28 protein-coding genes are annotated in these 24,489 nt (G+C 56.5%); 10 read left to right on the top strand and 18 right to left on the bottom strand.

Annotated features, from left to right (window positions below; all coding sequences use genetic code 11):
* Nucleotides 1–9: 9 nt before the first annotated feature.
* Complete coding sequence (locus FNL37_RS13210; protein ID WP_041361967.1) at nt 10–330, bottom strand: hypothetical protein; 321 nt, start codon at nt 328–330, stop codon at nt 10–12.
* Between the two features lie 145 nt (nt 331–475).
* On the opposite strand from FNL37_RS13210, the gene FNL37_RS13205 reads away from it, so the two are divergent.
* Genes FNL37_RS13205 through FNL37_RS13185 form a run of 5 tightly spaced genes read left to right on the top strand, consistent with a single transcriptional unit; the run spans nt 476 to nt 3,412 of the window.
* Entirely contained in the window at nt 476–1,351 is an 876-nt protein-coding gene (locus FNL37_RS13205) for a prepilin peptidase (RefSeq protein ID WP_159356445.1), read from the top strand.
* Nucleotide 1,352: 1 nt separating this feature from the next.
* Nucleotides 1,353–1,961 carry a dephospho-CoA kinase gene (gene coaE, locus FNL37_RS13200; protein ID WP_159356444.1) on the top strand — a complete coding sequence of 203 codons (609 nt, stop codon included), beginning with the start codon at nt 1,353–1,355 and terminating at the stop codon, nt 1,959–1,961.
* A gap of 54 nt (nt 1,962–2,015) precedes the next feature.
* A complete protein-coding gene (zapD, locus tag FNL37_RS13195; RefSeq protein WP_015829403.1) occupies nt 2,016–2,774 on the top strand; it encodes a cell division protein ZapD in 759 nt (252 codons plus the stop codon).
* On the top strand, nt 2,762–2,956 hold the full coding sequence (locus FNL37_RS13190; RefSeq protein ID WP_425325807.1) for a DNA gyrase inhibitor YacG: 195 nt from the start codon (nt 2,762–2,764) through the stop codon (nt 2,954–2,956). The genes zapD and FNL37_RS13190 overlap by 13 nt, the downstream gene beginning before the upstream one ends.
* A 12-nt stretch (nt 2,957–2,968) precedes the next feature.
* Nucleotides 2,969–3,412 carry a copper chaperone PCu(A)C gene (locus tag FNL37_RS13185; RefSeq protein WP_211371971.1) on the top strand — a complete coding sequence of 148 codons (444 nt, stop codon included), beginning with the start codon at nt 2,969–2,971 and terminating at the stop codon, nt 3,410–3,412.
* Between the two features lie 17 nt (nt 3,413–3,429).
* Here FNL37_RS13185 and FNL37_RS13180 read toward each other — a convergent pair whose 3' ends face one another.
* From FNL37_RS13180 to FNL37_RS13140, 9 genes are all read right to left on the bottom strand, one after another.
* Entirely contained in the window at nt 3,430–3,867 is a 438-nt protein-coding gene (locus FNL37_RS13180) for a hypothetical protein (protein ID WP_159356442.1), read from the bottom strand.
* Nucleotides 3,854–4,804, bottom strand: coding sequence for a Nudix family hydrolase (locus tag FNL37_RS13175; protein ID WP_159356441.1), 951 nt, complete (start codon nt 4,802–4,804; stop codon nt 3,854–3,856). The genes FNL37_RS13180 and FNL37_RS13175 overlap by 14 nt, the downstream gene beginning before the upstream one ends.
* Nucleotides 4,801–5,697, bottom strand: a complete 897-nt coding sequence (locus FNL37_RS13170; RefSeq protein ID WP_013441331.1) for an ATP-binding protein — start codon at nt 5,695–5,697, stop codon at nt 4,801–4,803. The genes FNL37_RS13175 and FNL37_RS13170 overlap by 4 nt, the downstream gene beginning before the upstream one ends.
* A 25-nt stretch (nt 5,698–5,722) precedes the next feature.
* Entirely contained in the window at nt 5,723–6,949 is a 1,227-nt protein-coding gene (gene argJ, locus FNL37_RS13165; protein ID WP_159356440.1) for a bifunctional glutamate N-acetyltransferase/amino-acid acetyltransferase ArgJ, read from the bottom strand.
* Between the two features lie 153 nt (nt 6,950–7,102).
* On the bottom strand, nt 7,103–7,306 hold the full coding sequence (locus FNL37_RS13160) for a DUF1289 domain-containing protein (RefSeq protein WP_015829397.1): 204 nt from the start codon (nt 7,304–7,306) through the stop codon (nt 7,103–7,105).
* A gap of 197 nt (nt 7,307–7,503) precedes the next feature.
* A complete protein-coding gene (locus tag FNL37_RS13155; RefSeq protein WP_159356439.1) occupies nt 7,504–7,779 on the bottom strand; it encodes a hypothetical protein in 276 nt (91 codons plus the stop codon).
* Nucleotides 7,779–9,170: an ammonium transporter gene (locus FNL37_RS13150; protein ID WP_170291290.1), complete on the bottom strand. Its 1,392-nt coding sequence runs from the start codon at nt 9,168–9,170 to the stop codon at nt 7,779–7,781. The genes FNL37_RS13155 and FNL37_RS13150 overlap by 1 nt, the downstream gene beginning before the upstream one ends.
* Before the next feature lie 79 nt (nt 9,171–9,249).
* Entirely contained in the window at nt 9,250–11,988 is a 2,739-nt protein-coding gene (secA, locus tag FNL37_RS13145) for a preprotein translocase subunit SecA (protein WP_013441325.1), read from the bottom strand.
* Between the two features lie 111 nt (nt 11,989–12,099).
* Complete coding sequence (locus tag FNL37_RS13140; protein WP_013441324.1) at nt 12,100–12,978, bottom strand: M23 family metallopeptidase; 879 nt, start codon at nt 12,976–12,978, stop codon at nt 12,100–12,102.
* 27 nt (nt 12,979–13,005) lie between these two features.
* On the opposite strand from FNL37_RS13140, the gene FNL37_RS13135 reads away from it, so the two are divergent.
* Genes FNL37_RS13135 through FNL37_RS13115 form a run of 5 tightly spaced genes read left to right on the top strand, consistent with a single transcriptional unit; the run spans nt 13,006 to nt 16,545 of the window.
* Nucleotides 13,006–13,428: a DciA family protein gene (locus FNL37_RS13135; RefSeq protein WP_013441323.1), complete on the top strand. Its 423-nt coding sequence runs from the start codon at nt 13,006–13,008 to the stop codon at nt 13,426–13,428.
* 54 nt (nt 13,429–13,482) lie between these two features.
* Nucleotides 13,483–14,274, top strand: a complete 792-nt coding sequence (locus tag FNL37_RS13130; protein WP_159356437.1) for a sulfite exporter TauE/SafE family protein — start codon at nt 13,483–13,485, stop codon at nt 14,272–14,274.
* 13 nt (nt 14,275–14,287) lie between these two features.
* Nucleotides 14,288–15,040, top strand: coding sequence for an ABC transporter ATP-binding protein (locus FNL37_RS13125; protein WP_015829391.1), 753 nt, complete (start codon nt 14,288–14,290; stop codon nt 15,038–15,040).
* Nucleotides 15,037–15,849 carry an ABC transporter permease gene (locus tag FNL37_RS13120; RefSeq protein ID WP_013441320.1) on the top strand — a complete coding sequence of 271 codons (813 nt, stop codon included), beginning with the start codon at nt 15,037–15,039 and terminating at the stop codon, nt 15,847–15,849. Before FNL37_RS13125 ends, FNL37_RS13120 begins: the two co-directional genes overlap by 4 nt.
* Nucleotides 15,850–15,885: 36 nt before the next feature.
* On the top strand, nt 15,886–16,545 hold the full coding sequence (locus tag FNL37_RS13115) for a uracil-DNA glycosylase (RefSeq protein WP_159356436.1): 660 nt from the start codon (nt 15,886–15,888) through the stop codon (nt 16,543–16,545).
* 77 nt (nt 16,546–16,622) lie between these two features.
* Here FNL37_RS13115 and ppa read toward each other — a convergent pair whose 3' ends face one another.
* The 8 genes from ppa to gap all read right to left on the bottom strand — a co-directional run bounded on the left by ppa (nt 16,623) and on the right by gap (nt 24,489).
* A complete protein-coding gene (ppa, locus tag FNL37_RS13110; RefSeq protein WP_159356435.1) occupies nt 16,623–17,150 on the bottom strand; it encodes an inorganic diphosphatase in 528 nt (175 codons plus the stop codon).
* A gap of 43 nt (nt 17,151–17,193) precedes the next feature.
* On the bottom strand, nt 17,194–18,048 hold the full coding sequence (locus FNL37_RS13105; protein ID WP_148211139.1) for a carbonic anhydrase: 855 nt from the start codon (nt 18,046–18,048) through the stop codon (nt 17,194–17,196).
* A 59-nt stretch (nt 18,049–18,107) separates the two neighbouring features.
* Nucleotides 18,108–19,007, bottom strand: a complete 900-nt coding sequence (locus FNL37_RS13100; protein WP_159356434.1) for a phosphoribosylaminoimidazolesuccinocarboxamide synthase — start codon at nt 19,005–19,007, stop codon at nt 18,108–18,110.
* Between the two features lie 63 nt (nt 19,008–19,070).
* Nucleotides 19,071–19,484: a phosphate-starvation-inducible protein PsiE gene (locus FNL37_RS13095; protein WP_159356433.1), complete on the bottom strand. Its 414-nt coding sequence runs from the start codon at nt 19,482–19,484 to the stop codon at nt 19,071–19,073.
* Nucleotides 19,485–19,637: 153 nt separating this feature from the next.
* On the bottom strand, nt 19,638–20,723 hold the full coding sequence (gene fba / locus FNL37_RS13090; RefSeq protein WP_159356432.1) for a class II fructose-bisphosphate aldolase: 1,086 nt from the start codon (nt 20,721–20,723) through the stop codon (nt 19,638–19,640).
* A 9-nt stretch (nt 20,724–20,732) separates the two neighbouring features.
* Nucleotides 20,733–22,169, bottom strand: coding sequence for a pyruvate kinase (gene pyk / locus FNL37_RS13085; protein WP_159356431.1), 1,437 nt, complete (start codon nt 22,167–22,169; stop codon nt 20,733–20,735).
* A gap of 129 nt (nt 22,170–22,298) precedes the next feature.
* On the bottom strand, nt 22,299–23,480 hold the full coding sequence (locus tag FNL37_RS13080; RefSeq protein ID WP_159356430.1) for a phosphoglycerate kinase: 1,182 nt from the start codon (nt 23,478–23,480) through the stop codon (nt 22,299–22,301).
* A 10-nt stretch (nt 23,481–23,490) separates the two neighbouring features.
* Nucleotides 23,491–24,489, bottom strand: coding sequence for a type I glyceraldehyde-3-phosphate dehydrogenase (gene gap, locus FNL37_RS13075; RefSeq protein WP_013441311.1), 999 nt, complete (start codon nt 24,487–24,489; stop codon nt 23,491–23,493).

Genomic DNA, 24,489 nt, shown 5'->3' with positions numbered 1-24,489 from the left:
GGCGCTACATCAATTCAATACAATCTGCTCGCCGCTATCGGCACGATAGTAGCTGAGGTGGGCGCAGGGGCTGGTATCTGGCGTGAGCGCTCCATCAAACAAGGCACGCCCATCAACATCCACCACGGCATAGCCGTTATGGTAGAGCGTCACTTCAGCCTGTTGCCGTCCCTGCCTCATGGCAAAGCTCATGTATCCGTCGTCCTCCTCTTCTCCATAGACTTCCCAGTTGGAGCGGCCGGTCAACTGCTCCATCCATCCTGGAAGATCAACCTCTACGCGGCAAACGACCGGGGCTTCCCATGCAGCTTGGACAGTGTTTTCCATCATTCGCTTCCTTTCGTTTTAAGTGGTTGGTTAAGGTGTAAGTGGCGTCGATACGGCGCAATTTCAAGTGTGACTGTACCCGACAGTGGATAGTTGCTTATATCTGTATAACGGTGCGATGATGCAGAAAGTTTAATGGAACAAGCGTATGCCCGACGTTATTAGCAATTTTCTTCAGGTATTGCAGGACTCCCCTGCCTTTTTTATAGCCGTTTCTGCCCTGCTCGGGCTTCTGGTAGGCAGCTTTCTGAATGTCGTCATTCATCGGCTGCCTAAAATGATGGAAGCGGAATGGCGAATGAATTGCCAGTCACTCGACGGACAGCCACCTTCAGAACCTCCGAAAAAATTCAACCTGCTGACTCCACGTTCCTGCTGTCCGCATTGCGGGCATGCCATCACGGCCATTGAGAACATCCCCCTGATCAGCTACCTGGGCCTGCGCGGCAAATGCCGGGCTTGCAAAGCGCCTATCAGCCTGCGCTACCCTGCGGTCGAGCTGCTTACTGGGCTCCTGACCGCTCTGGTGAGCTGGAAACTAGGCTACGGCGGCATGACGGTGTTTGCCTGGCTATTTGTTTTTGCATTGATCGCCCTGACCTTCATTGACCTGGATACGCAGCTGCTGCCTGACGACATCACGCTCCCTTTGCTATGGCTGGGCTTGCTGGTCAATCTCAATGGCGGCTTTACCGACTTGTACTCCGCCGTGACTGGCGCCGCAGCCGGATATCTCATCCTGTGGAGCATCTATTGGCTGTTCAAGCTGATAACAGGCAAAGAAGGCATGGGCTACGGCGACTTCAAATTGCTTGCGGCCATCGGCGCCTGGTTTGGCTGGCAAATGCTGCCTGCCGTCATCCTGCTTTCCTCACTCGCAGGCTCGGTGATTGGCATAGGCTTGATTCTGTTTGCACGCCATGGTCGCAGCACGCCCATCCCATTTGGCCCCTACCTGGCTTTAGGCGGCATTGCCGCCTTGTTCTTCGGCCCGACCCTGGCAAGCTTTTACCTGGGCAGCTGACATGATCGTAGGACTGACGGGCGGCATAGGCAGCGGAAAATCAGCGGCAGCAGCGCAGTTTGCTGCCCTGGGCACCCCGGTCATTGATGTGGATGTCATCTCGCACCAGCTCACCGCAGCAGGCCAACCAGCTGTATTGGCGATCGCCAAGGAACTGGGAAATGACATGCTTAACGCAGATGGCAGCCTCAACCGCGCCGCTGTACGCAGCAAGGTATTTGAGGATGCTGCGACACGCCAGCAGCTGGAAGGCATTTTGCACCCGGCTATTTATGAAGAAGCGCAACGCCAGCTGCAGAAGGTTCGCAACACCGCGCCATACAGCATCATCGTGGTGCCTCTGCTGTTTGAAAGCGAACGCTACCAGCGATTGATAGATCGCAGCCTGCTGATTGATTGTGAGGAATCCATACAGATTGCCCGCACCATGCAGCGCAGCCGAATGTCGGAAATCGAAGTGAAAAACATCATGGCAGCCCAGCTATCCCGCGAAACCCGTCGGCAATTGGCAAATGACATCATCAGCAACAACGGCAGCCTGGATGAATTACAAAAAAATGTCATCGCTTTTCACCAAAAATACATTAATCCTTGCATAGTTAGCAATTAGATTTCATAATCCACCGTAACTTTAAAAACGCTAAGCGCTCAGCCAAAAAAGCCCGTGCCCAGTTACGATTACCCATTTAATGAACGTATCCGGACGCTGCTGCGCCTGGAGGATCTGTTCACTAAAGTGCTGCACAATATGGCGGCCGGGCATGAGTATCACCATCACTGCGCGCTGCTCTCCCTGTTCCAGATTCTCGATGTCATTGATCGTGCCGAATTGAAGGCGGACTTGCTGCAAGAGCTGGACCGGCAAAAGATCGTCATGACCAGCTTGCTTGGCAATCCATCCATCGCCGAAAAAGTGCTTACCGACCTGATCGGCGAAATCGAAAATACCAGCAAAGCCCTGCGCCAGAACACCACCAAGCTTGGCCAAACCCTGCGAGATAACGACTGGCTGATGAGCATCAAACAGCGCGCTGGCATCCCGGGCGGCGTGTGCGAGTTTGATCTGCCGTCCTACCATTACTGGCTGGGGCTGGATGAAGACAGGCGCCGCCAGGATCTCGATAACTGGCTGCAGCCATTGATCAGCATTTATGACGCCTTGCGCATCATCCTGCATATTTTGCGCGGCAGCGGCAATACCGTCGAACTGACCGCCGTCAATGGCGTGTACCAGCAAATGCTGGGCGGCTCCAAACCTGCCCAGATGCTGAGATTGCAGGTCGACGATGATGTCGAATGCTTCCCGGAAGTCAGTGCCAACAAATACGCCATCAACATCCGCTTCAATAGCCTGGACTACGCGCAAAAGCCGCGTGCATGCGATAAAAACGTTAACTTCACCCTTACCCTGTGCAACCTGTAAAACCCATCAAAAAACGCTTGGTCACCTGTCCCCAATGCCAAGCCGTATCCGAATACTCTGTCGAAAACCGTTTTCGTCCCTTTTGCTCCGAGCGCTGCAAGCTGATTGACCTGGGCTTGTGGGCAGACGAGGGTTACCGTATTACACAACCCATAGAACCTGACGAATTCCTGGAAGAATAAGGAGTCATGCCCATGTTCCAACAGCTCAGATGTATCGCCTTATGCCTGTTATTGTCTGCCACCCAGAGCGTCTGGGCAGCCGATGCCTTGCGCATCAGCCATGACTGGGTACGTGCCACCGCACCGGGACAAGCCGTGGGCGCAGCCTACATGACACTGACCAGCGCTGAAGACGCCACCCTGACCAAAGTGGAAAGCGATGTTGCAGGATCGGTGGAAATACACAGCATGACCATGAACGACGGTGTCATGCGGATGCGCATGCTGGAAACCTTGCCATTAAAAGCGCAGCAAGCGGTCAATCTGGAGCCAGGCGGCTTTCACCTGATGCTGTTTGATCTGAAGGCCCCGCTGAAAGCAGGCTCAAATGTCACGTTCAAATTGCATGTGCAGGACAGCCACGGCAAGCAGCATGTCTACACGCACAGCAGTCTGGTAAAAGCGGCAGCCGATTAGCCAGCACCCGCCAGCCCTCAGCGCGACTCCGCCTTGAAGGTAAACTGATAGCGCTGCAGCCCGGCGGCGGTTTCAACGTCAATACGCGCGATCCAGTCACTGCGCCCCTGCACACACACCGGCAACGTAATATCCCCATGCCAGCGGCCATCGGGCTTCTGCAGCAGCCGGTATTTGTTAAGCCCCATCTCCATGCCGTCCATGGCAAAACTGGCATGTATGGTCTGAGCACCGGCCATGGCGACATCGATACCAAAGGGCTTCAGCACCGCAGGCGACGAGGCAAACACGACATGCAGACTCTGATCACCACAGCCGTCCACCGGTGCTGGGCAATATAACAATTTGATACTCTGCGGCATCGCTGGCGCCCGCATATAGAAATAAAGTGCGGCCGCGCCCACCATAAGCAACAGCGCCAATATCGCCCATTTTTTGCGCTTAGCTGTTTTCATTCCAACATCCTCTCAACATGGCAATACCGTGCGCGCCATGACGCCACGCCTCTTGCAGATGGGATGCTTGCAAACCACCCAATGCATAGACTGGCAAGGCGTAGCCGGCAATGCCCTCAGCAAACCCATGCCAGCCCAGAGGCTTGGCATCCGGATGGGACAGGGTTCGCAGCACGGGGGAAAAGACGACGAAGTCGAGCTCAAGCTCAGCCGCGCGGGCAAGCTCGTGCGCATCATGGCAGGAAGCCCCCACCACCAAGCCTTCAGGCTTTTGTTCCAGGGCCATCAGCGCCTGGCTGTTGAGATGCACGCCATCGGCATGCACGCTGGAGGCCAATTCCGGCGACGCATTCAGCAAGACTCTGGCACCGTAAGGGCGCGCCAGCGCAAGGACTTTAGTGGCAAAAGCCTGTAGAGCCTCTTCACTCAGATGCTTTTCGCGCACCTGTATCAGCTTCAAGCCGCCTTGCAATGCCCGCTCCAGCCGGGCCAGAAACACCGGCTCACCCAGCGCCTCCAGCTGCGTAATCGCATATATGGAGGGCAAGCTCAGCATGCGCAGCAATGGTTCGTTCGCAGGCAACAAAGGCCCGACATCCACCGCAGAAGGCCATTGCCAGGACAAGGCCTGACCTTCGCGCCCATGTGGCTCACCAGTCCATCGCCGCACCTGATAGAAATGCAATTGAACGGTACGCTCGGGATAGGCAAAGCGGCGGGTAATCCAGGGATAAGCCTCGACAATCGCGGTGCCGAGCTCCTCTTCTATTTCACGTTTAAGCGCTTGCAAGACTGATTCGCCCTGCTCAATCTTGCCGCCGGGAAACTCCCACCATCCGGCCCAGGGCTTGCCTTCAGGGCGTTGCGCCAGAAGCACTTTGCCATCTTCCCGCACCAGCACCGCCACAGCGGCATGCACCACAGGCTTATCGGTCATTGCGCATCCGGAGGATTGCTGACGGCTGCCAGTTCGCTCAGCTTGGCCTGCCCGGCATAATCGCGGGCAAATTGCGAGGCAATGCGGCCACTGCGCGAGCCGCGAGCCAGCGCAAACTGCAAGGCCGCCTGGCGCGCATCTTCGGTAAACGGCGTGATGCCATGGTATTCCAGCCACTGTTCGGCCACGCGCAAATAGTCTTGCTGGCTGAATGGATAGAAGGACAGCCACAGGCCAAAGCGCTCCGACAGCGAAATTTTTTCTTCAGCGGTATCGCCAGGGCGTATCTCTTCACCCAGATGCTGGGTTTCGAGATTTTCGGCCATGTACTCTGGCATGAGGTGGCGGCGATTGGAGGTGGCGTACACCAGCACGTTGTCCGAGGTCGCAGAGACCGAGCCATCCAGCACCACCTTGAGCGCCTTGTAGCCAGGCTCACCAGCATCAAACGTCAGATCATCGCAGAAGACAATAAAGCGTTCGGGGCGCTCGCGCAAAATCGCCACGATCTCTGGCAATGACACCAGATCCTGCTTTTCCACTTCCACCAGCCGCAAACCATGCTGGGCAAAGTGGCTCAGCACCGCTTTCACCAGGGAAGACTTTCCGGTACCGCGCGCGCCGGTCAGCAACACATTATTGGCCGGCAGGCCACGCACAAACTGCTCGGTGTTGCGCACGATGCGCGCCTTCTGCTCATCCACATTTTGCAGGCCATACAGGCTGACATAATGCGGGTGATGCACGGCTTGCAGATAACCACGCCCCTGATGCGCAACCCAGCGCCAGGCGATCGCACTCCAATCGGTATCCTGCGCCTGCGGCAGCAAGTGCTTTTCCAGACGGTCGAGCAGGCGCTCGGCTTTCTGTATCAATTGTTCAATATCTGCCATGGATGGCCTCGTCTGAATTCAATAATCAGGAGCGATAGTCTGCATTGATCTTGACGTAATCATAGGAAAAATCACAGGTCCACACGGTGGCTTTTGCGCTACCGCGATTCAGCACCACCCGCACCGTGATTTCCGCTTCCTTCATGACGGCTGCACCCTGCGCCTCTTCATAGCTGGCAGCGCGGCCGCCATGCTCTGCGACCAGCACATCGCCCAGATAAAGCTGCATGGCGTTGACATCCAGGTCAGCGATACCGGCGTAACCGATAGCCGCCAGAATACGGCCAAGATTCGGGTCAGAGGCAAAGAATGCCGTCTTGATCAGCGGGGAGTGCGCAATGGCATACGCCACCTTGCGGCATTCTTCGCGGTCTTTGCCTGCTTCCACATGTATGGTCATGAACTTGGTAGCACCCTCGCCATCGCGCACAATGGCTTGCGCCAGTTCAACGGCGACTTCCGTCATCACCGCACGCAAAGCCTCAAACTCACTGCTGCTTTCGGTAATTTCCGCATTTCCTGCCTGGCCCGTTGCCATCAGGATCAGGGAGTCATTGGTGGAGGTGTCGCCATCGACGGTAATACAGTTGAACGAGTGATTTACCGCGTGATCAATGATCGCCTGCAAAGCCGACTGACTAACTGCGGCATCGGTCGCCACATAGCCCAGCATGGTCGCCATGTTGGGATGTATCATGCCGGAGCCCTTGGCAATGCCGGTCACTGTTACTTGCTTGCCGCCCAGCGTCACCTGACGCGATGCTCCCTTGGCCACGATATCGGTGGTCATGATGGCTTCGGCCGCATCCAGCCAGCCATCGGCGCGTTGAGCTGCCACGGCTGCAGGTAAACCTGCCACCAGCCGTTCAATCGGCAAAGGCTCCAGAATCACACCCGTCGAAAATGGCAGAATCTGCCCGGCCTGGCAGCCCAGCAAGGTGGCCAGGGCATCGCAGGTTTCACGCGCATGCTGCATGCCGGGCTCACCAGTGCCTGCGTTGGCATTACCCGTATTCACCACCAGCGCACGGATCTCATTTCCCGCAGCCAGGTGTTCACGGCAAAGCGTCACTGGGGCGGCACAAAACCGGTTCTGCGTGAATACGCCTGCCACACGCGTCCCAGGGCTCAGCTGCATGACCAGTACATCCTTGCGGTCTGGCTTGCGGATATGGGCTTTGGCATAACCCAGGGTAATGCCGGCAACCGGCTTCAGGGTAGCGGCATCAGGAGCAGTAAGATGAACTGGCATGTGGAGGTTTCCCGAAAGATGGACACGAAATTAGAAAGTAGTCGCGATTTTACCCGATCACCGCGACAAGGGCATGACATGTGCAGTGGCGTAACCCTGTGAGGTCATCGCGCGCACGGAGAATAGCGCAAGCAGCCGGGTAGCAGACCGGGCTTAGTCGTCGAAACGGGCGATTTCGATCTGGCGCTGTGCCAGCCGTTCTTTTACTTCATGGCGCTGCTGTGGCGACATATCCCACCACTCGCGAATCTCGTCTATGGTGCGAAAACAGCCTTCGCACAAGCCGGTTTCTTCGTTCATGGCACAGACGCCGATACAGGGCGAGGATACAACGGTGGAATTGGGTTCAGAACTCATGGGAAACAACCTCTGGAGAATAGCCTCAGGATTATAACAAACATGCAGCGAGCTATAGGCGCAGAAAATCCTGGAGATGGCCGGGATTGATAGTGCAATGGAAAGAAGGTAGTGCAGGCCAAGATGAGACCACCTGAATAATCACATGGACCCAGCCTGTCGGCAGCAAGCATCTCCGAAGATATGATCTGGCAACACTACCGCAATGTGCCGATATAGCGCTTCTTGACAGTATCGACTGAAGGGGCGGCGGCCTCGGTTCGGGCAGGGCCTTGCTCCCCATTTAGCAAGGCCTGGTAGCGTAGCGCCTGGCGCGCCAGTTCGTCATTGCCCTGTTCAACCGCGAATTTGATGATCGCACGGGCATACTCTTCATTTTGCGCCATCCACTCGATATCAATGACGCGGTTGGCAACCCGACGCAAGGAAACATAGAGGTGCGCAGCTATCGCTGTTTTTTCAGTATCCGCCATCAGATGATACGCTCCGCATGTTGGGAAATATCCAGCCCATCTTCCTCATCCTCGGCACTCACCCGCAGCGGACTTACCAGATTCACAAGCAAGAGGATCACCCAAGTACCCACCCCGCTATACACCAGGGTGGCAATCACCCCTGTGGTTTGCGCGATCATGTTGCCATGCATGCCACCGACAGCGGGATTGGCCAGCAAGCCGGTCAGCAAGGCCCCCACAATGCCGCCTATGCCATGAATACCAAACACATCAAGCGCATCATCCGCACCCAGCACCTGCTTCAAGCCGGTGGCGCCCCAATAACAGGCGATGCCTGCCACCACGCCGATAATCAGCGCACCACCTGCATCCACAAACCCTGAGGCCGGTGTAATGGCGACCAGGCCCGCCACGGCGCCCGAGCAAGCGCCAAGCAAGGTCGCGCGCGCCTTCACCCACCACTCCAGCGCCATCCAGGTTAACACCGCCATGGCCGTCGCCACTTGCGTGACCAGCATGGCCATGGCCGCACGCCCATCCGCCGCCACAGCAGAGCCCGCATTAAACCCAAACCAGCCTACCCAAAGCAGGGAAGCACCGAGCAAGGTATAGGTAAGATTGAATGGCGGGAAAGCAACTCGGCCATACCCCAACCTCGGCCCCAGCATATATGCGCAGACCAGACCGGCAATACCGGCGTTGATATGCACGACGGTGCCGCCCGCAAAATCGAGCACGCCCTGCGCCGCCAGCCATCCGCCGGGCTCCCACACCCAGTGCGCAATCGGCGCATAGATCAGCAAGCTCCATAGCGCGATAAACAGCAGCATGGCAGGGAAGCGGATGCGCTCGGCAAAAGCGCCTGTCAGCAGGGCTGGCGTAATGATGGCAAAGGTAAGCTGAAACATGACAAACACGGCTTCAGGGACGCTGGAGGCAATATGGCTGACGCTGATCTCCGCCCCATCAGGGCTGAAGCCCAGGCCATGCAGCAAGACCCGATCAAAACCGCCAATGAAAAAACTGGATGGCGTGAAGGCCAGACTGTAGCCCACCACCACCCATACCAGGGTGACCACACAGGTGACCGCCAGGCTCTGGAAGGCGCTCGAAAGTACATTCTTCTTGCGCACCATCCCTGCGTAAAACAAGGCGAGGCCGGGAATGGTCATCAGCAGCACCAGAGCCGTGGCCGTCAGCATCCACGCCGTATCCCCGGCACTGATCTGTGTCACCGGCACCATGCCGGGGCCAGTGGGGGCGGCATGAGCGAACGCTGGCATCAAGCCGACCCAGCTGCCAATGCCCAGCGACATCCCTGCCATCTTGCTGCTGACTGCCCTCAATATGCCCTCGCCTTCCGCTTTTTGCCCGGACTGACAACTGCCAGGCGCTTCTTTCACAGGCATATTCACGCAAAAGCCATGCCACCAATAAAAAAACCCGGCCATCAGCCGGGTTTTTTCAAGTCAGACAATACGCGATCAATCAGCTCAGTTTGCCATGGCACTGCTTGTACTTTTTACCAGAGCCGCATGGGCATGGATCATTACGCCCGACCTTGACGCCTTCGCGTTCAAAGGGCTGGCTTTCTTCCGTCGCGGAAACATCCGCAACGGCCAGTGGATCCTCACCGACGCTGGCACTCGCATCAAAGTCAGCATGCTGGTATTGCACGTTTTCCAGCTCCACCGGTTTTTCTACGGCTTCCACATCGGCTTCATTGCGTACTTGCACCAGCATGGTGATCTGGGTGACTTCACGCTTTACGGTATCCAGGAGAGCAGCGAACAACTCAAAGGCTTCGCGCTTGTACTCTTGCTTGGGGTTTTTCTGCGCATAAGACCGCAGGTGTATGCCCTGACGCAGATGATCCAGCGCTGCCAGATGCTCGCGCCAATGGTTATCAAGACTTTGCAGCATCACGGCGCGTTCAAACTGGCGCATGACATCGGCACTGGCCTGTTGCTCTTTGGCAGCATACGCCGCCTCCGCCGCATTCAGCACATGCTCACGCAGGGTTTCTTCATGCAGGTCAGGATTTTCTTCCAGCATCTTTTGCAGAGGAATATCCAGACCCAGATCGGCCAGCAGGACTTTCTCCAGACCGGCAATATCCCACTGCTCTTCGAGCGTGCCCGGCGGGATATGGGAAGCAAAGGTGTCATTCACCACATCCGCACGCATGGCGGCGATGGTCTCGCCCACATCGGCGGCTTCCAGCAACTCGTTACGCTGCTGGTAGATCACCTTGCGCTGATCATTGGACACATCATCGTACTCAAGCAGCTGCTTGCGAATATCGAAGTTGCGGCCTTCCACCTTGCGCTGTGCATTCTCGATGGCGCGCGTCACCCATGGGTGCTCAATCGCTTCGCCATCCGGCATTTTCAGACGCTCCATGATGGCGGATACGCGGTCAGAAGCGAAAATACGCAGCAACTGGTCTTCGAGAGAGAGATAGAAACGGCTGGAACCTGGGTCACCCTGACGGCCAGAACGGCCGCGCAACTGGTTATCCACGCGGCGTGACTCATGGCGCTCAGTACCAATAATATGCAGGCCACCTGCAGCCAGCACAGCGTCATGCTGCTTCTGCCAATCGGCCTTGATGGCGGCGATACGGGCTTCCTTGTCAGCGTCGCTCAGGCTTTCATCGCTGCGCACCAGCGCAATCTCTGGCTCAGGGTTGCCCCCCAGCACGATGTCGGTACCACGGCCCGCCATGTTGGTCGCAATGGTGATCACGCCTGGACGGCCCGCCTGCACAATGATCTGTGCCTCGCGCTCGTGCTGCTTGGCGTTCAACACCTGGTGCTCCAGCTTGGCTTCGTTCAGCAGATGCGAAATCAGTTCGGAGTTTTCAATCGAAGTGGTACCCACCAGCACGGGTTGCCCACGGCTCTGGCAATCCTTGATGTCTTCGATAACGGCGCGGTATTTCTCGCCGGAGGTGCGGTAGACCTTGTCCATCATGTCTTTGCGCTGCATGCCACGATGGGTTGGAATCACGACGGTTTCAAGACCATAGATCTGGTTGAATTCGTAAGCTTCGGTATCGGCAGTACCGGTCATGCCGGACAGCTTGCCGTACATGCGGAAGTAATTCTGGAAGGTAATGGATGCCAGCGTCTGGTTTTCTTTCTGGATCGCCACGCCTTCCTTGGCTTCAACGGCCTGATGCAAGCCATCGGACCAGCGGCGGCCCGGCATCATGCGGCCGGTGAATTCATCCACGATCACGATTTCGCCATCGCGCACCACATAGTGCTGATCGCGGTGGAAGAGAGATTGGGCGCGCAAGGCGGCATACATGTGGTGAACCAGGCTAATGCTGGCGGCATCGTAAAGACTGGCGCCTTCGGACAGCAAACCGGCCTCGGCCAGCAATTGTTCGGCGTGCTCATGTCCGGCTTCTGACATCAGGACCTGATGGGATTTCTCATCCACCCAGAAATCCCCCTCGCCTTCTTCTTCCTGCTGGCGCTTGAGCTTGGCGGCGATGCCATTCATCTGCACATAAAGGTCGATGCTGTCATCGGCCTGACCGGAAATAATCAGCGGGGTACGCGCTTCGTCAATCAGGATGGAGTCGACTTCATCAATCAGCGCATAGCTGAGACCGCGCTGCACGCGTTCCTGGGAGGTAAACACCATGTTGTCGCGCAGGTAGTCAAACCCGAATTCGTTATTGGTGCCGTAGGTGATGTCGGCCGCATATGCCTCTTGCTTGGCATCATGTGACATCTGCGAGAGATTGATACCGACGGTCAAACCCAGGAAGTTGTAAAGGCGGGCCATCCACTCGGCATCACGCTTTGCCAGGTAATCGTTGACGGTAATGACATGCACGCCCTTGCCGGTCAGCGCATTCAGGTAAGCCGGCAATGTAGCCACCAGGGTTTTACCTTCACCGGTACGCATTTCGGCAATCTTGCCAGCGTTGAGTACCATGCCCCCGATCAACTGTACGTCAAAGTGACGCATACCCAGAATACGGCGACTGCCTTCACGCACTACTGCAAATGCTTCCGGCAGCAGTTTTTCAAGCGACTCGCCATTCTGATAGCGCTGCTTGAACTCCTCTGTTTTGGCTTTCAGCTGTTCATCGCTCAAGCTCTGCAATGCAGGCTCCAGCGCGTTAATCACCTGCACATTCTGTGCGTATTGTTTGACCAGCCGCTCATTGCGGCTACCGAAAATTTTCTTGAACAGCGTGGATAACATGCAATAACACCAACTTTCCGCCCCAAGGACGGAAACCTCTAGGTTGACTTAAACAGTTTCTGGGTATGTAACAATGCCAGCAACAACGCGCATCCACCCATGATGGACGACTTAATTCAGCAAATATTTCCTGGGATCCAGCGGTGCGCCATTCAGGCGAACTTCAAAATGCAAATGCGCACCGGTAGAACGTCCTGTAGTACCTACTCTGGCGATCATTTGGCCTTTTTCAACCCGGTCACCCACCTTTACCAATAATTCTGAGGCGTGGGCATATCGGGTCTCAAAACCTGCACCATGGTCAATCTTGACGATTTTACCATAATCGGGCGTCTGCTCTGCCGTCGTGACAAGGCCACCTGCCGCCGCGTAAATGGGCGTACCTACCTCAGAGGTAAAATCCAGGCCTTCATGAAAGGCCATCCTGCCGCTGAAGGGGTCCAGACGCCAACCGTAACTTGAAGAGTTATAAGCGCCATTGACGGGATGGCCATTGGGGAAAGCATTTTTCTGCACGCTCTGCTGCATCATGAATGCCTCAATGGCACTCAGCTGGTCCTGCTTGCGCTCCATCTCGAACAGCAGCTCGGATATCTTCTCCTGCAACTGCGGGACATCCAGTCCGTACGCGCGTACTTCAGGGCCGCCGCGCCCAGGTTCGGGCTGCGCTTCTTCAGGAGTGGATGGCGAGATCCCCGCCATGCCGGAGAGGCGCTCGCTGGTGGCATCCAGTCGCATCATGCGCGCCTGCAATTCACCCAGCTGCATGGCCAGGGCATCAATATGTTCTTGGGTATTGGGGGAAACAAGGTGCAAGGCCGCCGGAATAAGCGCCTTGACGCCATGGTGCTTGCCATCTGCCTGTGGCAGAATAAGGAGGGATGTGAGCAGGGCTATGCCTGCTATCAAAAGCGCCAGAAATAGTACGACTTGCCCCAGAGTGAGAACCCTGGGTTTTGCCATTGTGTCAGAGACAATAATGATATTCACGCAATTCCCCTTTGAGAGCCCATCGGCATGCGCAAGCTGAACGCGTTATTCAAAGATAATGCCAATCTCGAAGCATTGACCAGCTTGTCGGACAGTTTGACTGCCTCTAAAAATGCCTGGAATGCTGTGGTGCCTGCTCAGCTGGCGCGCTATACGCAACCCGGTGTCATCAAGCACAAGCGCTTGACCGTATATGCCCATAACGGCGCAATTGCGGCAAGACTGAAGCTTTTATTGCCAACTTTAATCAGTGGGCTGCAAAAGCAAGGGGTTGAAGTTACTTCAATTCGGGTGGAAGTGCAAGTGCAATCTGGCACGCGGGAAACACCCAAAATACTGCGCACATTGAGCGCGCAAGCCGCAGAAAACCTGGATGATCTGGCACAGAAACTCAAAGGTTCCCCGCTGGGGGAAGCGCTCAGCCGACTGATCAGCCGGGCAGAAAAATAAGCCCGGCCCTCTCCCTTCTGAAACTAATCTCTTAACGCAAGTTCTGATCAAACTATGGAATTTTTGTACTATCTGGCAGCAGGTGCTGCAACCGGCGTGCTGTCTGGCCTTTTCGGCATAGGCGGCGGCGTAGTCATTGTATCCATCCTCGCTTATCTGTTTGCAGGCCTGGGTTTCCCCGAAAGTCATATCATGCACATTGCGCTGGGCACTTCGCTCGCCAGCATTGTGTTTACCTCGCTGTCATCTGCCCGCGCCCATCATCGCAAGGACAATGTGGACTTCCCCCTGGTCAGGCAACTGGCCCCCACCATCGTCCTTGGCACCTTGCTCGGCAGCCTGATCGTTGCCCAGATACATAGCCATGCCTTGCAAGCGATTTTTGCGGTTTTCCTCACAGCTGTGGCTTGCCAGATGCTGTTCAAGCTCAGCCCCAACCAGGCGAGCCGGGTGCCTGGCCGCTGGCTAAATGGCTTCATGGGCATTGTTATCGGGTTTATCTCCAGTCTGGTGGGGATAGGCGGTGGCACGGTATCCGTACCTTATCTGCATTATTGCAATGTGCCTTTGAAGCGCGCGATTGGTACCTCAGCCGCCATCGGCCTGCCGATTGCCCTGGCGGGAACCATAGGCTATATCTACACCGGCTGGAGTGTGCCCGGCTTGCCCGCCAACAGCCTGGGCTTCATCTACCTGCCTGCGCTGGCGGGTATAGCACTGGCCAGCATTATCACCGCCCCCTGGGGCGCGGCCCTGGCACATCGCCTGCCGACGCCGATACTGCGCCGCCTGTTCGCCTGCCTGCTGCTGGCACTCGGACTCAACATGCTGTGGAAAGTCATATGAGCGGGGATGCAGCATGAGCCTTGATACCAGCAAAGACAACGTCATTGAAGTCAGTGGCCTGTACAAGCACTTCGATCAGGTCACCGCGATCAATGGGCTGGATTTCACCGCTCGACGCGGAGTGACCACGGCATTACTCGGTGGTAATGGCGCGGGCAAGACGACCACCATCGCCATGCTGCTGGGATTGCTGCTGCCCAGCAGTGGCAATATCCGCATACTGGGCGAAGACATGCTGAAACACCGGCACCGCCTATTGCATCGCATGAATTTCTCATCGCCTTACGTCGATTTGCCTCAGCGCCTCACCGTGCGGCAAAACCTGACGGTATTTGGCCATCTCTATCGCCTGCCCGCGCTCAAGCAACGCATTGCCAAACTGGCAGAAGATCTGAACCTCAGCCAGCTGCTGGACCGGCCTTACGGCAAACTCTCCGCAGGACAGAAAACCCGCGTTTCTCTGGCAAAGTCGCTGATCAATGAACCGGAAGTCCTGCTGCTGGATGAGCCGACCGCCTCGCTGGACCCGGACACCGCCGATGCCATACGCACGCACCTGGAGCAATACCAGCAACGCACCGGCGCCAGCATATTGCTCGCATCGCACAACATGACCGAAGTCGAGCGCATGTGCAGCGATGTGATCATGCTGCGCGCAGGCAAAGTCGTCGACACCGGTTCGCCCGACGCCCTGCTGGCACGCTACGGCCGCACCTCCATGGAAGAGGTCTTTATCGATATCGCACGGGACCGCGCCCCACAATGAGCAAACAAGATATTCATTATTCACCACGCCGCATCGGCGCCATTGTGCTGCGCCATCTTTACCTCATGCGCACCTCCTGGCCGCGCGTGCTGGAAATGGTCTACTGGCCTACCGTGCAGATGATTCTGTGGGGCTTCATCACCCTGTTCCTCAAGGAAAACAGCCATTACGTGGCGCAGGCTGCCGGCATTCTGCTCTCTGCGGTGCTGCTGTGGGATGTGCTGTTTCGCAGCCAACTGGGCATAGCCCTGGTATTCATGGAAGAGATGTGGTCACGCAACCTGGGGCATCTTTTTGTCAGCCCCCTGCGCCCTTATGAAATGGTCTCGGCGCTGATCGTCATGAGCCTGATCCGCACCCTGATCGGCATAGGCGGTGCAGCCCTGGTGGCGATCCCGCTGTTCCATTACAACATCTTTGACATGGGGCTGCCGCTCATCGCCTTCTTTTTCAACCTGATCGCCATGGGCTGGGCCGTGGGTTTGCTGGTTTCCGGCATCGTCTTGCGCTATGGCCTGGGTGCCGAGAGTGTGGCCTGGATTGCTGTGTTTGCCATTCAGCCCTTGTGCGCCATTTATTACCCTGTCGCCACCTTGCCGCACTGGCTGCAGCCAGTAGCCTGGGCCTTGCCAGCGAGCCATGTGTTTGAAGGCATGCGCGAGCTGCTATTGCAGGGCACCTTCAATATGCATTATCTGGTCAATGCCATATTGCTGAATATTCTGTATCTGGGTGGTGGCATCGCGGCCTTTCTGGGCTATTTCCGCGCAGCTCGCCGCCGCGGATTGCTGCTGCAAATCGGCGAGTAAGCTTGCCTGCCCGCCACCCGCCCTGCCGGAGTCATCATGCATTCCCCTGAAACCATCCCATCCACCTGGGCCGAGCGACTACCAGAACTGGCACAGCAATATGCCAGCATTCGCGAGCAACTGCGTGATGAAACCGATATACGTCCGCGGCCCGGCCTGTGGTTTGAGGCATTGCGCGCAGTAAACCCGCAAGAGGTGCGCGTCGTCATTCTCGGCCAGGATCCCTATCACGGGGAGGACCATGGCATACAGCAGGCGCATGGCCTGGCTTTTTCCGTGCCTGAAGGTGTGCGCCCACCGCCGTCTCTGCGCAATATCCTCAAGGAACTGGCGAGCGATATTGGCGAAGCGCATATTGAAGGCGGCAACCTCAGCAACTGGAGCAAGCAGGGCGTGCTGCTGCTGAATGCCTCGCTGACGACGCGCGGCGGCGAAGCTGGCGCGCATGCGGCCTACTGGCATGCGTTTACTGAAAAGCTGATGACCTGGCTGGGCCAGCGTGAGCAGCCTCTGGTATTCATCCTCTGGGGCAGCCATGCGCAACGCCATAAGTCCCTGATCGCCCCGCAGCACCGCATCATCGAATCCGTTCACCCATCGCCGCTTTCCGCGCATCGCGGATTTTTTGGCAGCCGACCATTCAGCCAGACCAACGCTGTGCTGGCCGAGTGGGGGCAAACGCCCATACACTGGTAAGCCAGCCTGGCACATGCCTCGCGGACAATAAAAAACGGCGCATAAGGCGCCGTTTTTATTGAAAGCTTAAGCAGAGATTACTTGCTGTAGCGTGCCACGCTGGCCAGGATTTCTGTCTTGGCTTCATCGGTGCCCACCCAGCCACCCACCTTGACCCATTTGCCCTTTTCCAGATCCTTGTAGTGCTCAAAGAAGTGGGAGATAGGTGCCAACTGGAACTCAGGAATGTCGTGATAGCTTTTTACATCCTTGTACTGCGGGCAGACTTTATCAACAGGCACGGCCAGCACCTTGGCATCCACGCCGCCGTCGTCTTCCATGGTCAGCATGCCAATCGGGCGGCAACGAATCACCACGCCAGGCTGCAAAGGAATAGGGGTAATCACCAGCACGTCGGTCGGGTCACCATCTTCGGCCAGAGTGTGAGGGATGTATCCGTAGTTACAGGGGTAGTGCATGGAAGTGCCCATGAAACGATCCACGAAAACGGCGCCGGACTCTTTATCCACTTCAAATTTGATCGGCTCGCCACGCATCGGGATTTCGATGATGACGTTGAAGTCGTTGGGGATATCCTTGCCTGCTGGCACATTGTTCAGTGACATTACTTGATCCTTTTATCAAAAATAGGGTGATTCAGTTGTTATTTTAAACCAGCGTCTCGAATTTGAGCTGATCGGCGTTATAGGCTTTCATCTCGCCGTTGATGATATCGAAATACCAGCCGTGCAGCTTGATAAGCCCCTGCTCAATACGGGTGCGTATGAAGGGGAAGGTTTGCAGGTTTTCCAGCGAAACCACAATGGCCGCCATCTCGCAGGCGCACAGCTTGTCATCTGCCGTCTCATGGCCATGCTCGGCATTGACCCGGTCGGCCGCCCGCTTCGCCATGCCGACCCAAGGCTTGATGAATTCGCCGTCCATTCCTTCTGGAATGCCTTCAAACAGGGCCTTGATACCACCGCACTGCCTATGCCCCAACACGATGATGTGTTGCACCTCCAGCGCGCTGACACCAAACTCCAGCGCCGCACTCACCCCGTGGTAACCGCCGCCCTGCTCATAGGGAGGGACCAGATTCGCCACATTACGCACCACGAACAAATCGCCAGGCTTGCAATCCAGCACGATGGCCGGATCGACACGGGAATCTGAACAGGCAATCACCAGCGTGCTGGGCTTCTGGCCCTGACTCAGTTCAGCAAACAGTTGCTGCTCGTCCGTCACGAAGTAGTTATCGTGAAAACGACGATAACCATCGATCAACTTCTGAAAATCCGTCATGCAGGTTTCTTTCTTCAATTGTGCCCGGCACTCTTCAACCACCCAGGATGGGATAAGGCGAAGTGCCAGGTACACCAGACCGGGGATGATGATCAGCTCATCGAGCTGGCCGATAACAGGAATAAAATCAGGTATCAGGTCAAACGGCATCACCAGATACGCCAGGGCCAACCATAGCAATGCCTTGGCTGCCAGTGGCGTCTTCGGATGCGCCAGCACACGCTTGTAGACCTGAAACTCGGCCTTGAGCGTGGTGGCAAGCTGTTTCAGCTTCTGCTTCAGCTGGGCAACTCGCTGCCCGTCAGTTTGCGATAGGCTTCGCGGTACTTGTCCGCGGTTTTCTGCGCAACGTCAGCGGGTAACTCAGGGCCAGGCGCAACCTTGTTCCAGCCAGTGGATTCGAGCCAGTCGCGCACATATTGCTTGTCGAAGCTGGGTGGGTTGCTGCCTACGGCATATTGCTCGGCAGGCCAGAAACGCGAGGAATCCGGCGTGAGCGCTTCATCAATCAGATAAAGCTCGCCAGCCGCATCCAGGCCAAACTCAAACTTGGTGTCGGCAATGATAATGCCGCGTGTCAGCGCATAGGCAGCGGCTTCGGTATAGAGCTGAATGCTGATGCGGGCCACTTTTTCGGCCAGCTCTTTGCCCAGCAGCTGGGCGCATTTTTCCAGCGTGATATTTTCGTCATGGTCACCCATCTCGGCTTTGCTGGATGGAGTGAACAGTGGCTGTGGCAATGGTGAAGCTTCTTGCAAACCCGCTGGCAGGGCGATGCCGCATACGGTGCCCGAGGCTTTGTATTCTTTCCAGCCGGAACCCACCAGATAGCCGCGCACAATGGCTTCGATCGGCAGCGGCTTCAGTTTTTTGACCACCAGCGCACGACGCGCCAGCTGGGCTTTTTCCGCCGGGTCTGACACCACGCTTTCCGGGGCAATGCCGGTCAGGTGATTGGGAACAATATGCCCCAGCTTATCAAACCAGAAATTGGCAATCTGGGTCAGCACGGCGCCTTTGTCCTGAATCGGCGTTGGCAAAATCACATCGAAAGCCGACAGGCGATCAGTCGTCACCAGCAGCATGGTCTTGTCGTCGATGTCGTAAATATCCCTGACCTTGCCCTGATTGATCAGGGGCAGGCTGTTAATGCTGGATCGCATGAGAGGTGCTGTCAAAACGGATTCCTTAATCAATATGCGTTAATGCGGTGTGCTGGCATGGTTATCTGAATCACGGTCCTATTTGGATTGCAGATCCGTGCCATCGGTATAGGGGAAGCGCACATGGCCGTAACGCACCAGCAAAATCGCCATGGCAATGAGCAGGATGGAGGCCGAGACGGCAAAAATGCGCCAGGCATCCAGCTCCTTGATATCCAGTACCAGATAGCGCGCCAGGGCAATAATGCCGATGTAGAGTGGATAGCGCACTGGCAGCTTGCCCGAGCCCAGGTAATGGTTGAGCATGGTCATGACCTCAAGGTAGAGGAACAGCAGGAGCAAATCGCCCACTGTGACTGCCCAGGCCTGCCAGATATGGGCAATCTGCTGATAGGTCGCCACCACGGTCGCCAGTGCAATCACGATCAATACGACCTGCTCGACAATGCCCAGGCCATACTGGCCCAGGCTGCTAAATTTATTTGGTTTCATGCTGGCGCTCCCCAAGGTTTTTACCTGATATTGTCTTATATGCCATGACTACGCCAGATTCATCAAATGAATCCAGCCATGCTGGCCTGAGCGCTATTTTACATGACAACCACACCCGCACGATATGCAGATAAGCAAGCACTTACGCGAGCATCACACACCCTGGCGAGGCTGTACCAGCGCGGTTAACTCACCTTGCCGATAGCGGCGGGCCATCTCGGCACAGGCCACAGGCCGGATTCGCGATGCCTGACCCACTGAGCCGAATGCCTCAAAGCGTGCCCGACAGATACTGGCCATGCCCTGCGTGGCAGCCGTCAGCAGCTTGCGCGGATCAAGCTCGCGATTGTGCTGTCCACCATGCAGAAATTCCCGCGCCGACCCAATAAACGCCATGCGCAGATCGGTATCAATATTCACCTTGCGCACGCCATGCCGTATGCCCTGCACAATCTCTTCCACTGGGACACCATAGGTTTCGGGAATCTCGCCACCATGGGCATTGATCAGTTGCAGCCACTCCTGCGGTACCGAGGATGACCCGTGCATGACAAGATGGGTGTTGGGCAGGCGTGCATGAATCTCACGGATGCGCTCGATGGCAAGAATGTCGCCGCTGGGTGGCCGACTGAATTTATAGGCGCCATGCGAAGTACCAATGGCAATCGCCAGTGCATCCACATTGGTAAATCGTACAAAGTCGGCAGCCTCTTCCGGGTCAGTTAGCAACTGACTGTGGTCCAGGTGGCCTTCGGCACCAACCCCATCTTCCTCGCCTGCCATGCCGGTTTCCAGTGAACCCAGCACCCCCAGCTCGCCCTCCACGGACACGCCAACGGCATGGGCAATATCCACTACCCGACGCGTCACTTCCACGTTGTAGGCAAAATTTGCAGGGGTAGAAGCATCTTCACGCAGCGAGCCATCCATCATCACACTGGAAAAGCCCAGCCGTATGGCCTGCACACATACATCGGCCGAGGCACCGTGATCCTGATGCATAACCACAGGAATATGCGGGTAGGTTTCAATCGCGGCCAGCACCAGATGCTGCAGGAAGATCTCGCCTGCGTATTTACGAGCCCCCGCGCTGGCTTGCAGGATGACTGGGCTATCCACCGCATCGGCGGCCTGCATGACCGCCTGTATCTGCTCCAGATTATTGACGTTGAACGCAGGCAGGGCGTAGCCATATTCGGCCGCGTGATCCAGTGCCTGCCTAAGAGTAATGAGTGCCATGGCAAACTCCTAACTTTGGCGATGTTCCCCTACTTGGACAAGTTTCATGGTGTTGGTGCTGCCAGCCTTGCCGATGGGCTGGCCAAAGGTCAGCAAAATATAATCGCCATTGGTCACCACACCACGCGAGACCAGCTCTTCTTCCGCATCAAACAGAATACGGTCAATATCATGACTGCCCACCTCCATGCGATAAGGGTAGACCCCACGGCACAGCGTCAGCTTGCGCCGCGTGTTTTGCTCTGGCGTCAGCGCATAGATGGGCACATTGTTGTTGGCACGCGATAACCAGATGGCCGACTTGCCTGACTGCGTCAGTGCGGCTATCGCCTTCACGTTGAAATGCCGTGCGCTGTAACTGGTGGCCATGGCAATCGCTTCATCGATTTCATCAAAGGTATCACGTCCCAGGCGTCGCACGCTGTCGTCGTAGTATTCTTTCTCCGCTTCCTTGCATACGCGATGCATGGCTGATACTGCTTCCACCGGAAACTGGCCGGCCGCGGTTTCTGCCGACAGCATGACCGCATCGGTGCCATCCAGCACGGCATTCGCCACATCCGACACCTCGGCCCGAGTTGGGATGGGGTTGAGGATCATGGATTCCATCATCTGCGTGGCAGTAATCACCAGCTTGTTCTTGGCGCGCGCCAGCCGGATCATGCGTTTCTGCAAGCCGGGCACCACGGCATCGCCCACTTCCACGCCCAGATCTCCGCGCGCTACCATGATGACATCGGCGGCATCCACAATTTCTTCCAGGGCAGGTATCGCTTCTGCCCGTTCGATCTTGGCGACAATATGGGCATGGCCGCCTGCTTCTTGCACCAATTGTCGCGCCAGTTCGACATCCGCCCCGCTGCGTGGAAACGAGATGGCGATATAGTCGGCGCTCAGGGCAGCAGCGGTCTTGATGTCCTCGCGGTCTTTTTCCGTCAGCGCTTCGGCTGCCAAGCCCCCGCCCAAGCGATTAATGCCTTTGTTATTGGATAGCAGGCCACCCACCTTGACTGTGCAATAGACCGCACTACCCTCTACTGAATCCACGGTGAGTACGATACGGCCATCGTCCAGCAGCAGCACCGTGCCCGTGACGACCTCTTGTGGCAGGGTTTTGTAATCCAGGCCCACGCGCGATTGATCGCCCAAGGGACAATCCGCATCCAGAATGAAATTATCACCTGGCCGCAGCAGTACCTTGCCATCGGCAAACTTGCCAATACGGATTTTGGGGCCTTGCAAATCGCACAGCACGCCCACCGAGCGCCGCCGCGCACGCGCCAGCTCCCGCACCAGCTCTGCCCGGGCAATATGGTCTGCCGCCTGCCCATGCGAAAAATTCAGTCGCACCACATCCACCCCGGCATCCAGCATGCGTTCCAGCACTTCACGCTCACTGGAGGCCGGCCCCAGCGTCGCTACGATCTTGGTTCTGCGTAATTCCATTGCTACCTCCTGAAATGGCCATCGTCTGCAGACCGCAAACGCTGCCACCTGAAACCAGATTACAAATAACGGCTGCCCATAAAAAAAGGGGCGCGAGCGCCCCTTTTTACTGAATACCCGCGTATCGGCTTAACCGCGTGCGCGTGCCTCCAGAATTTCAACTGCTGGCAGCGGTTTGCCTTCCAGAAACTCCAGGAAAGCGCCACCGGCCGTTGAAATATAGGACACCTTGTCATAGATATCATACTTCTGAATCGCGGCAATGGTGTCGCCACCGCCCGCCAGGGTAAACGCCTTGGTCTGGGCAATGGCTTCCGCGATGCGTTTGGTACCTTCACCAAACTGGTCAAACTCGAACACCCCTACCGGGCCATTCCAGACCACGGTGGCGGCATTCATGATGATCTCCGCCAATTCCTCAGCAGATTTCGGGCCAATATCAAAAATCATCTCGTCTGCGGCCACGTCACTCGCGTCTTTCAGCACCGCAAGCTCGTCGGCGTCGAATTGCTTGCCGACAACTACATCAACGGCAATCGGCACGGCTGCACCACGTGCGGACATTTTGTCGATCAGCGCCTTGGCTGTGGGCACCAGATCATCTTCACACAGGGACTTGCCGACTTCATGTCCGGTAGCCTTGAGGAAGGTATTGGCAATGCCGCCACCCACCACCAGTTGGTCCACTTTTTCAGCCAGGCTTTCCAGCACGGTCAGCTTGGTCGACACCTTGGAACCACCGACAATCGCCACCATGGGCCGGGCCGGACAGAGCAGGGCTTTGCCCAGCGCATCCAGTTCCTCTACCAGCAGAATGCCTGCAGCAGCCACGGGCGCAAATTTTGCAACGCCATGCGTGGAAGCTTCTGCGCGGTGCGCGGTACCAAAGGCATCCATCACAAAGACATCGCACAGCTTGGCGTATTTTTGTGACGTTTCGTCGAGATTCTTCTTCTCGCCCTTGTTAAAGCGACAGTTTTCCAGCAGCACCAGTTCACCGTCGGCCACGTCAAAACCGCCATCCACCCAGTCCTTGATCAGGCGCACAGGCTTGCCAAGCTTGGCAGCAATGACATCGGCAACCGGCTTGAGCGAGTTCTCCTCAGAATACACGCCCTCTTCCGGACGCCCCAGATGAGACGTCACCATGACCTTGGCACCCGCCTGCAGCGCGTGCTCGATAGTGGCCATGGATGCGGTAATGCGGGCATCCGAGGTCACTTTGCCGTCCTTGACCGGCACATTGAGATCAGAACGAATCAGTACCTTTTTACCCTTAAGGTCCAGGTCGGTCATTTTGATGACTTTCATGCCCAGCTCCTTATTTAGCGACGTGCTGCACCAGGCGCATCAGATTGCAGGTGTAGCCATACTCGTTGTCGTACCAGGCCACGACTTTGACAAAGGTCGGGTCAAGCTGAATGCCAGCATCAGCATCAAATACCGATGGGCAGGTTTCACCACGGAAATCGGTGGACACCACTTTTTCTTCGGTATAGCCCAGCACACCCTTCAGTTCGCCTTCAGCCGCGGCTTTCATCGCAGCGCAGATTTGCTCGTAGCTGGTCTCTTTTTCCAGTTCCACGGTCAGGTCCACCACGGATACATCCGAGGTTGGCACACGGAAAGCCATGCCTGTCAGCTTTTTGTTCAAGGCAGGAATCACCTTGCCCACCGCCTTGGCAGCGCCAGTGGACGAAGGAATGATGTTTTCCAGAATGCCGCGGCCGCCGCGCCAATCCTTATTAGATGGGCCATCGACGGTTTTCTGCGTTGCCGTGGCAGCGTGTACCGTAGTCATCAGGCCACGCTTGATGCCGAAGGCATCGTTCAGCACCTTGGCAACCGGCGCCAGGCCATTCGTGGTGCAGGAAGCTGCCGACACAATCGCTTCGCCCTGGTAGCTGGCATGGTTAACGCCATAGACAAACATGGGGGTATCGTCCTTGGAAGGAGCCGATTGCACCACTTTTTTGGCGCCCGCATCGATATGCTTCTGGCAGGTTTCCTTGGTCAGGAAGAAGCCAGTACATTCGATCACGATATCCACACCGGCCTCGTCCCACTTGAGGTTGGCCGGATCTTTTTCGGCGGTCAGGCGGATTGTCTTGCCGTTCACCACCAGATGATTGCCTTCAACAGCGACATCACCCTTGAATTTGCCGTGCACGGAATCATGCTTCAGCATGTATGCCAGATAGTCCGGCTCCAGCAGATCATTGATCGCGACTACTTCAATATCGGTGAAATGCTGAGCTGCTGCACGAAACACCATACGGCCAATGCGGCCAAATCCATTGATACCAACCCTGATTGCCAT

The organism is Methylovorus glucosotrophus (genome assembly GCF_009858335.1).
GTDB classification, from domain to species: Bacteria; Pseudomonadota; Gammaproteobacteria; order Burkholderiales; family Methylophilaceae; genus Methylovorus; species Methylovorus glucosotrophus.
Note: the sequence above shows the minus strand (reverse complement) of the source record. Positions and strands in the feature narration are given on the sequence as shown.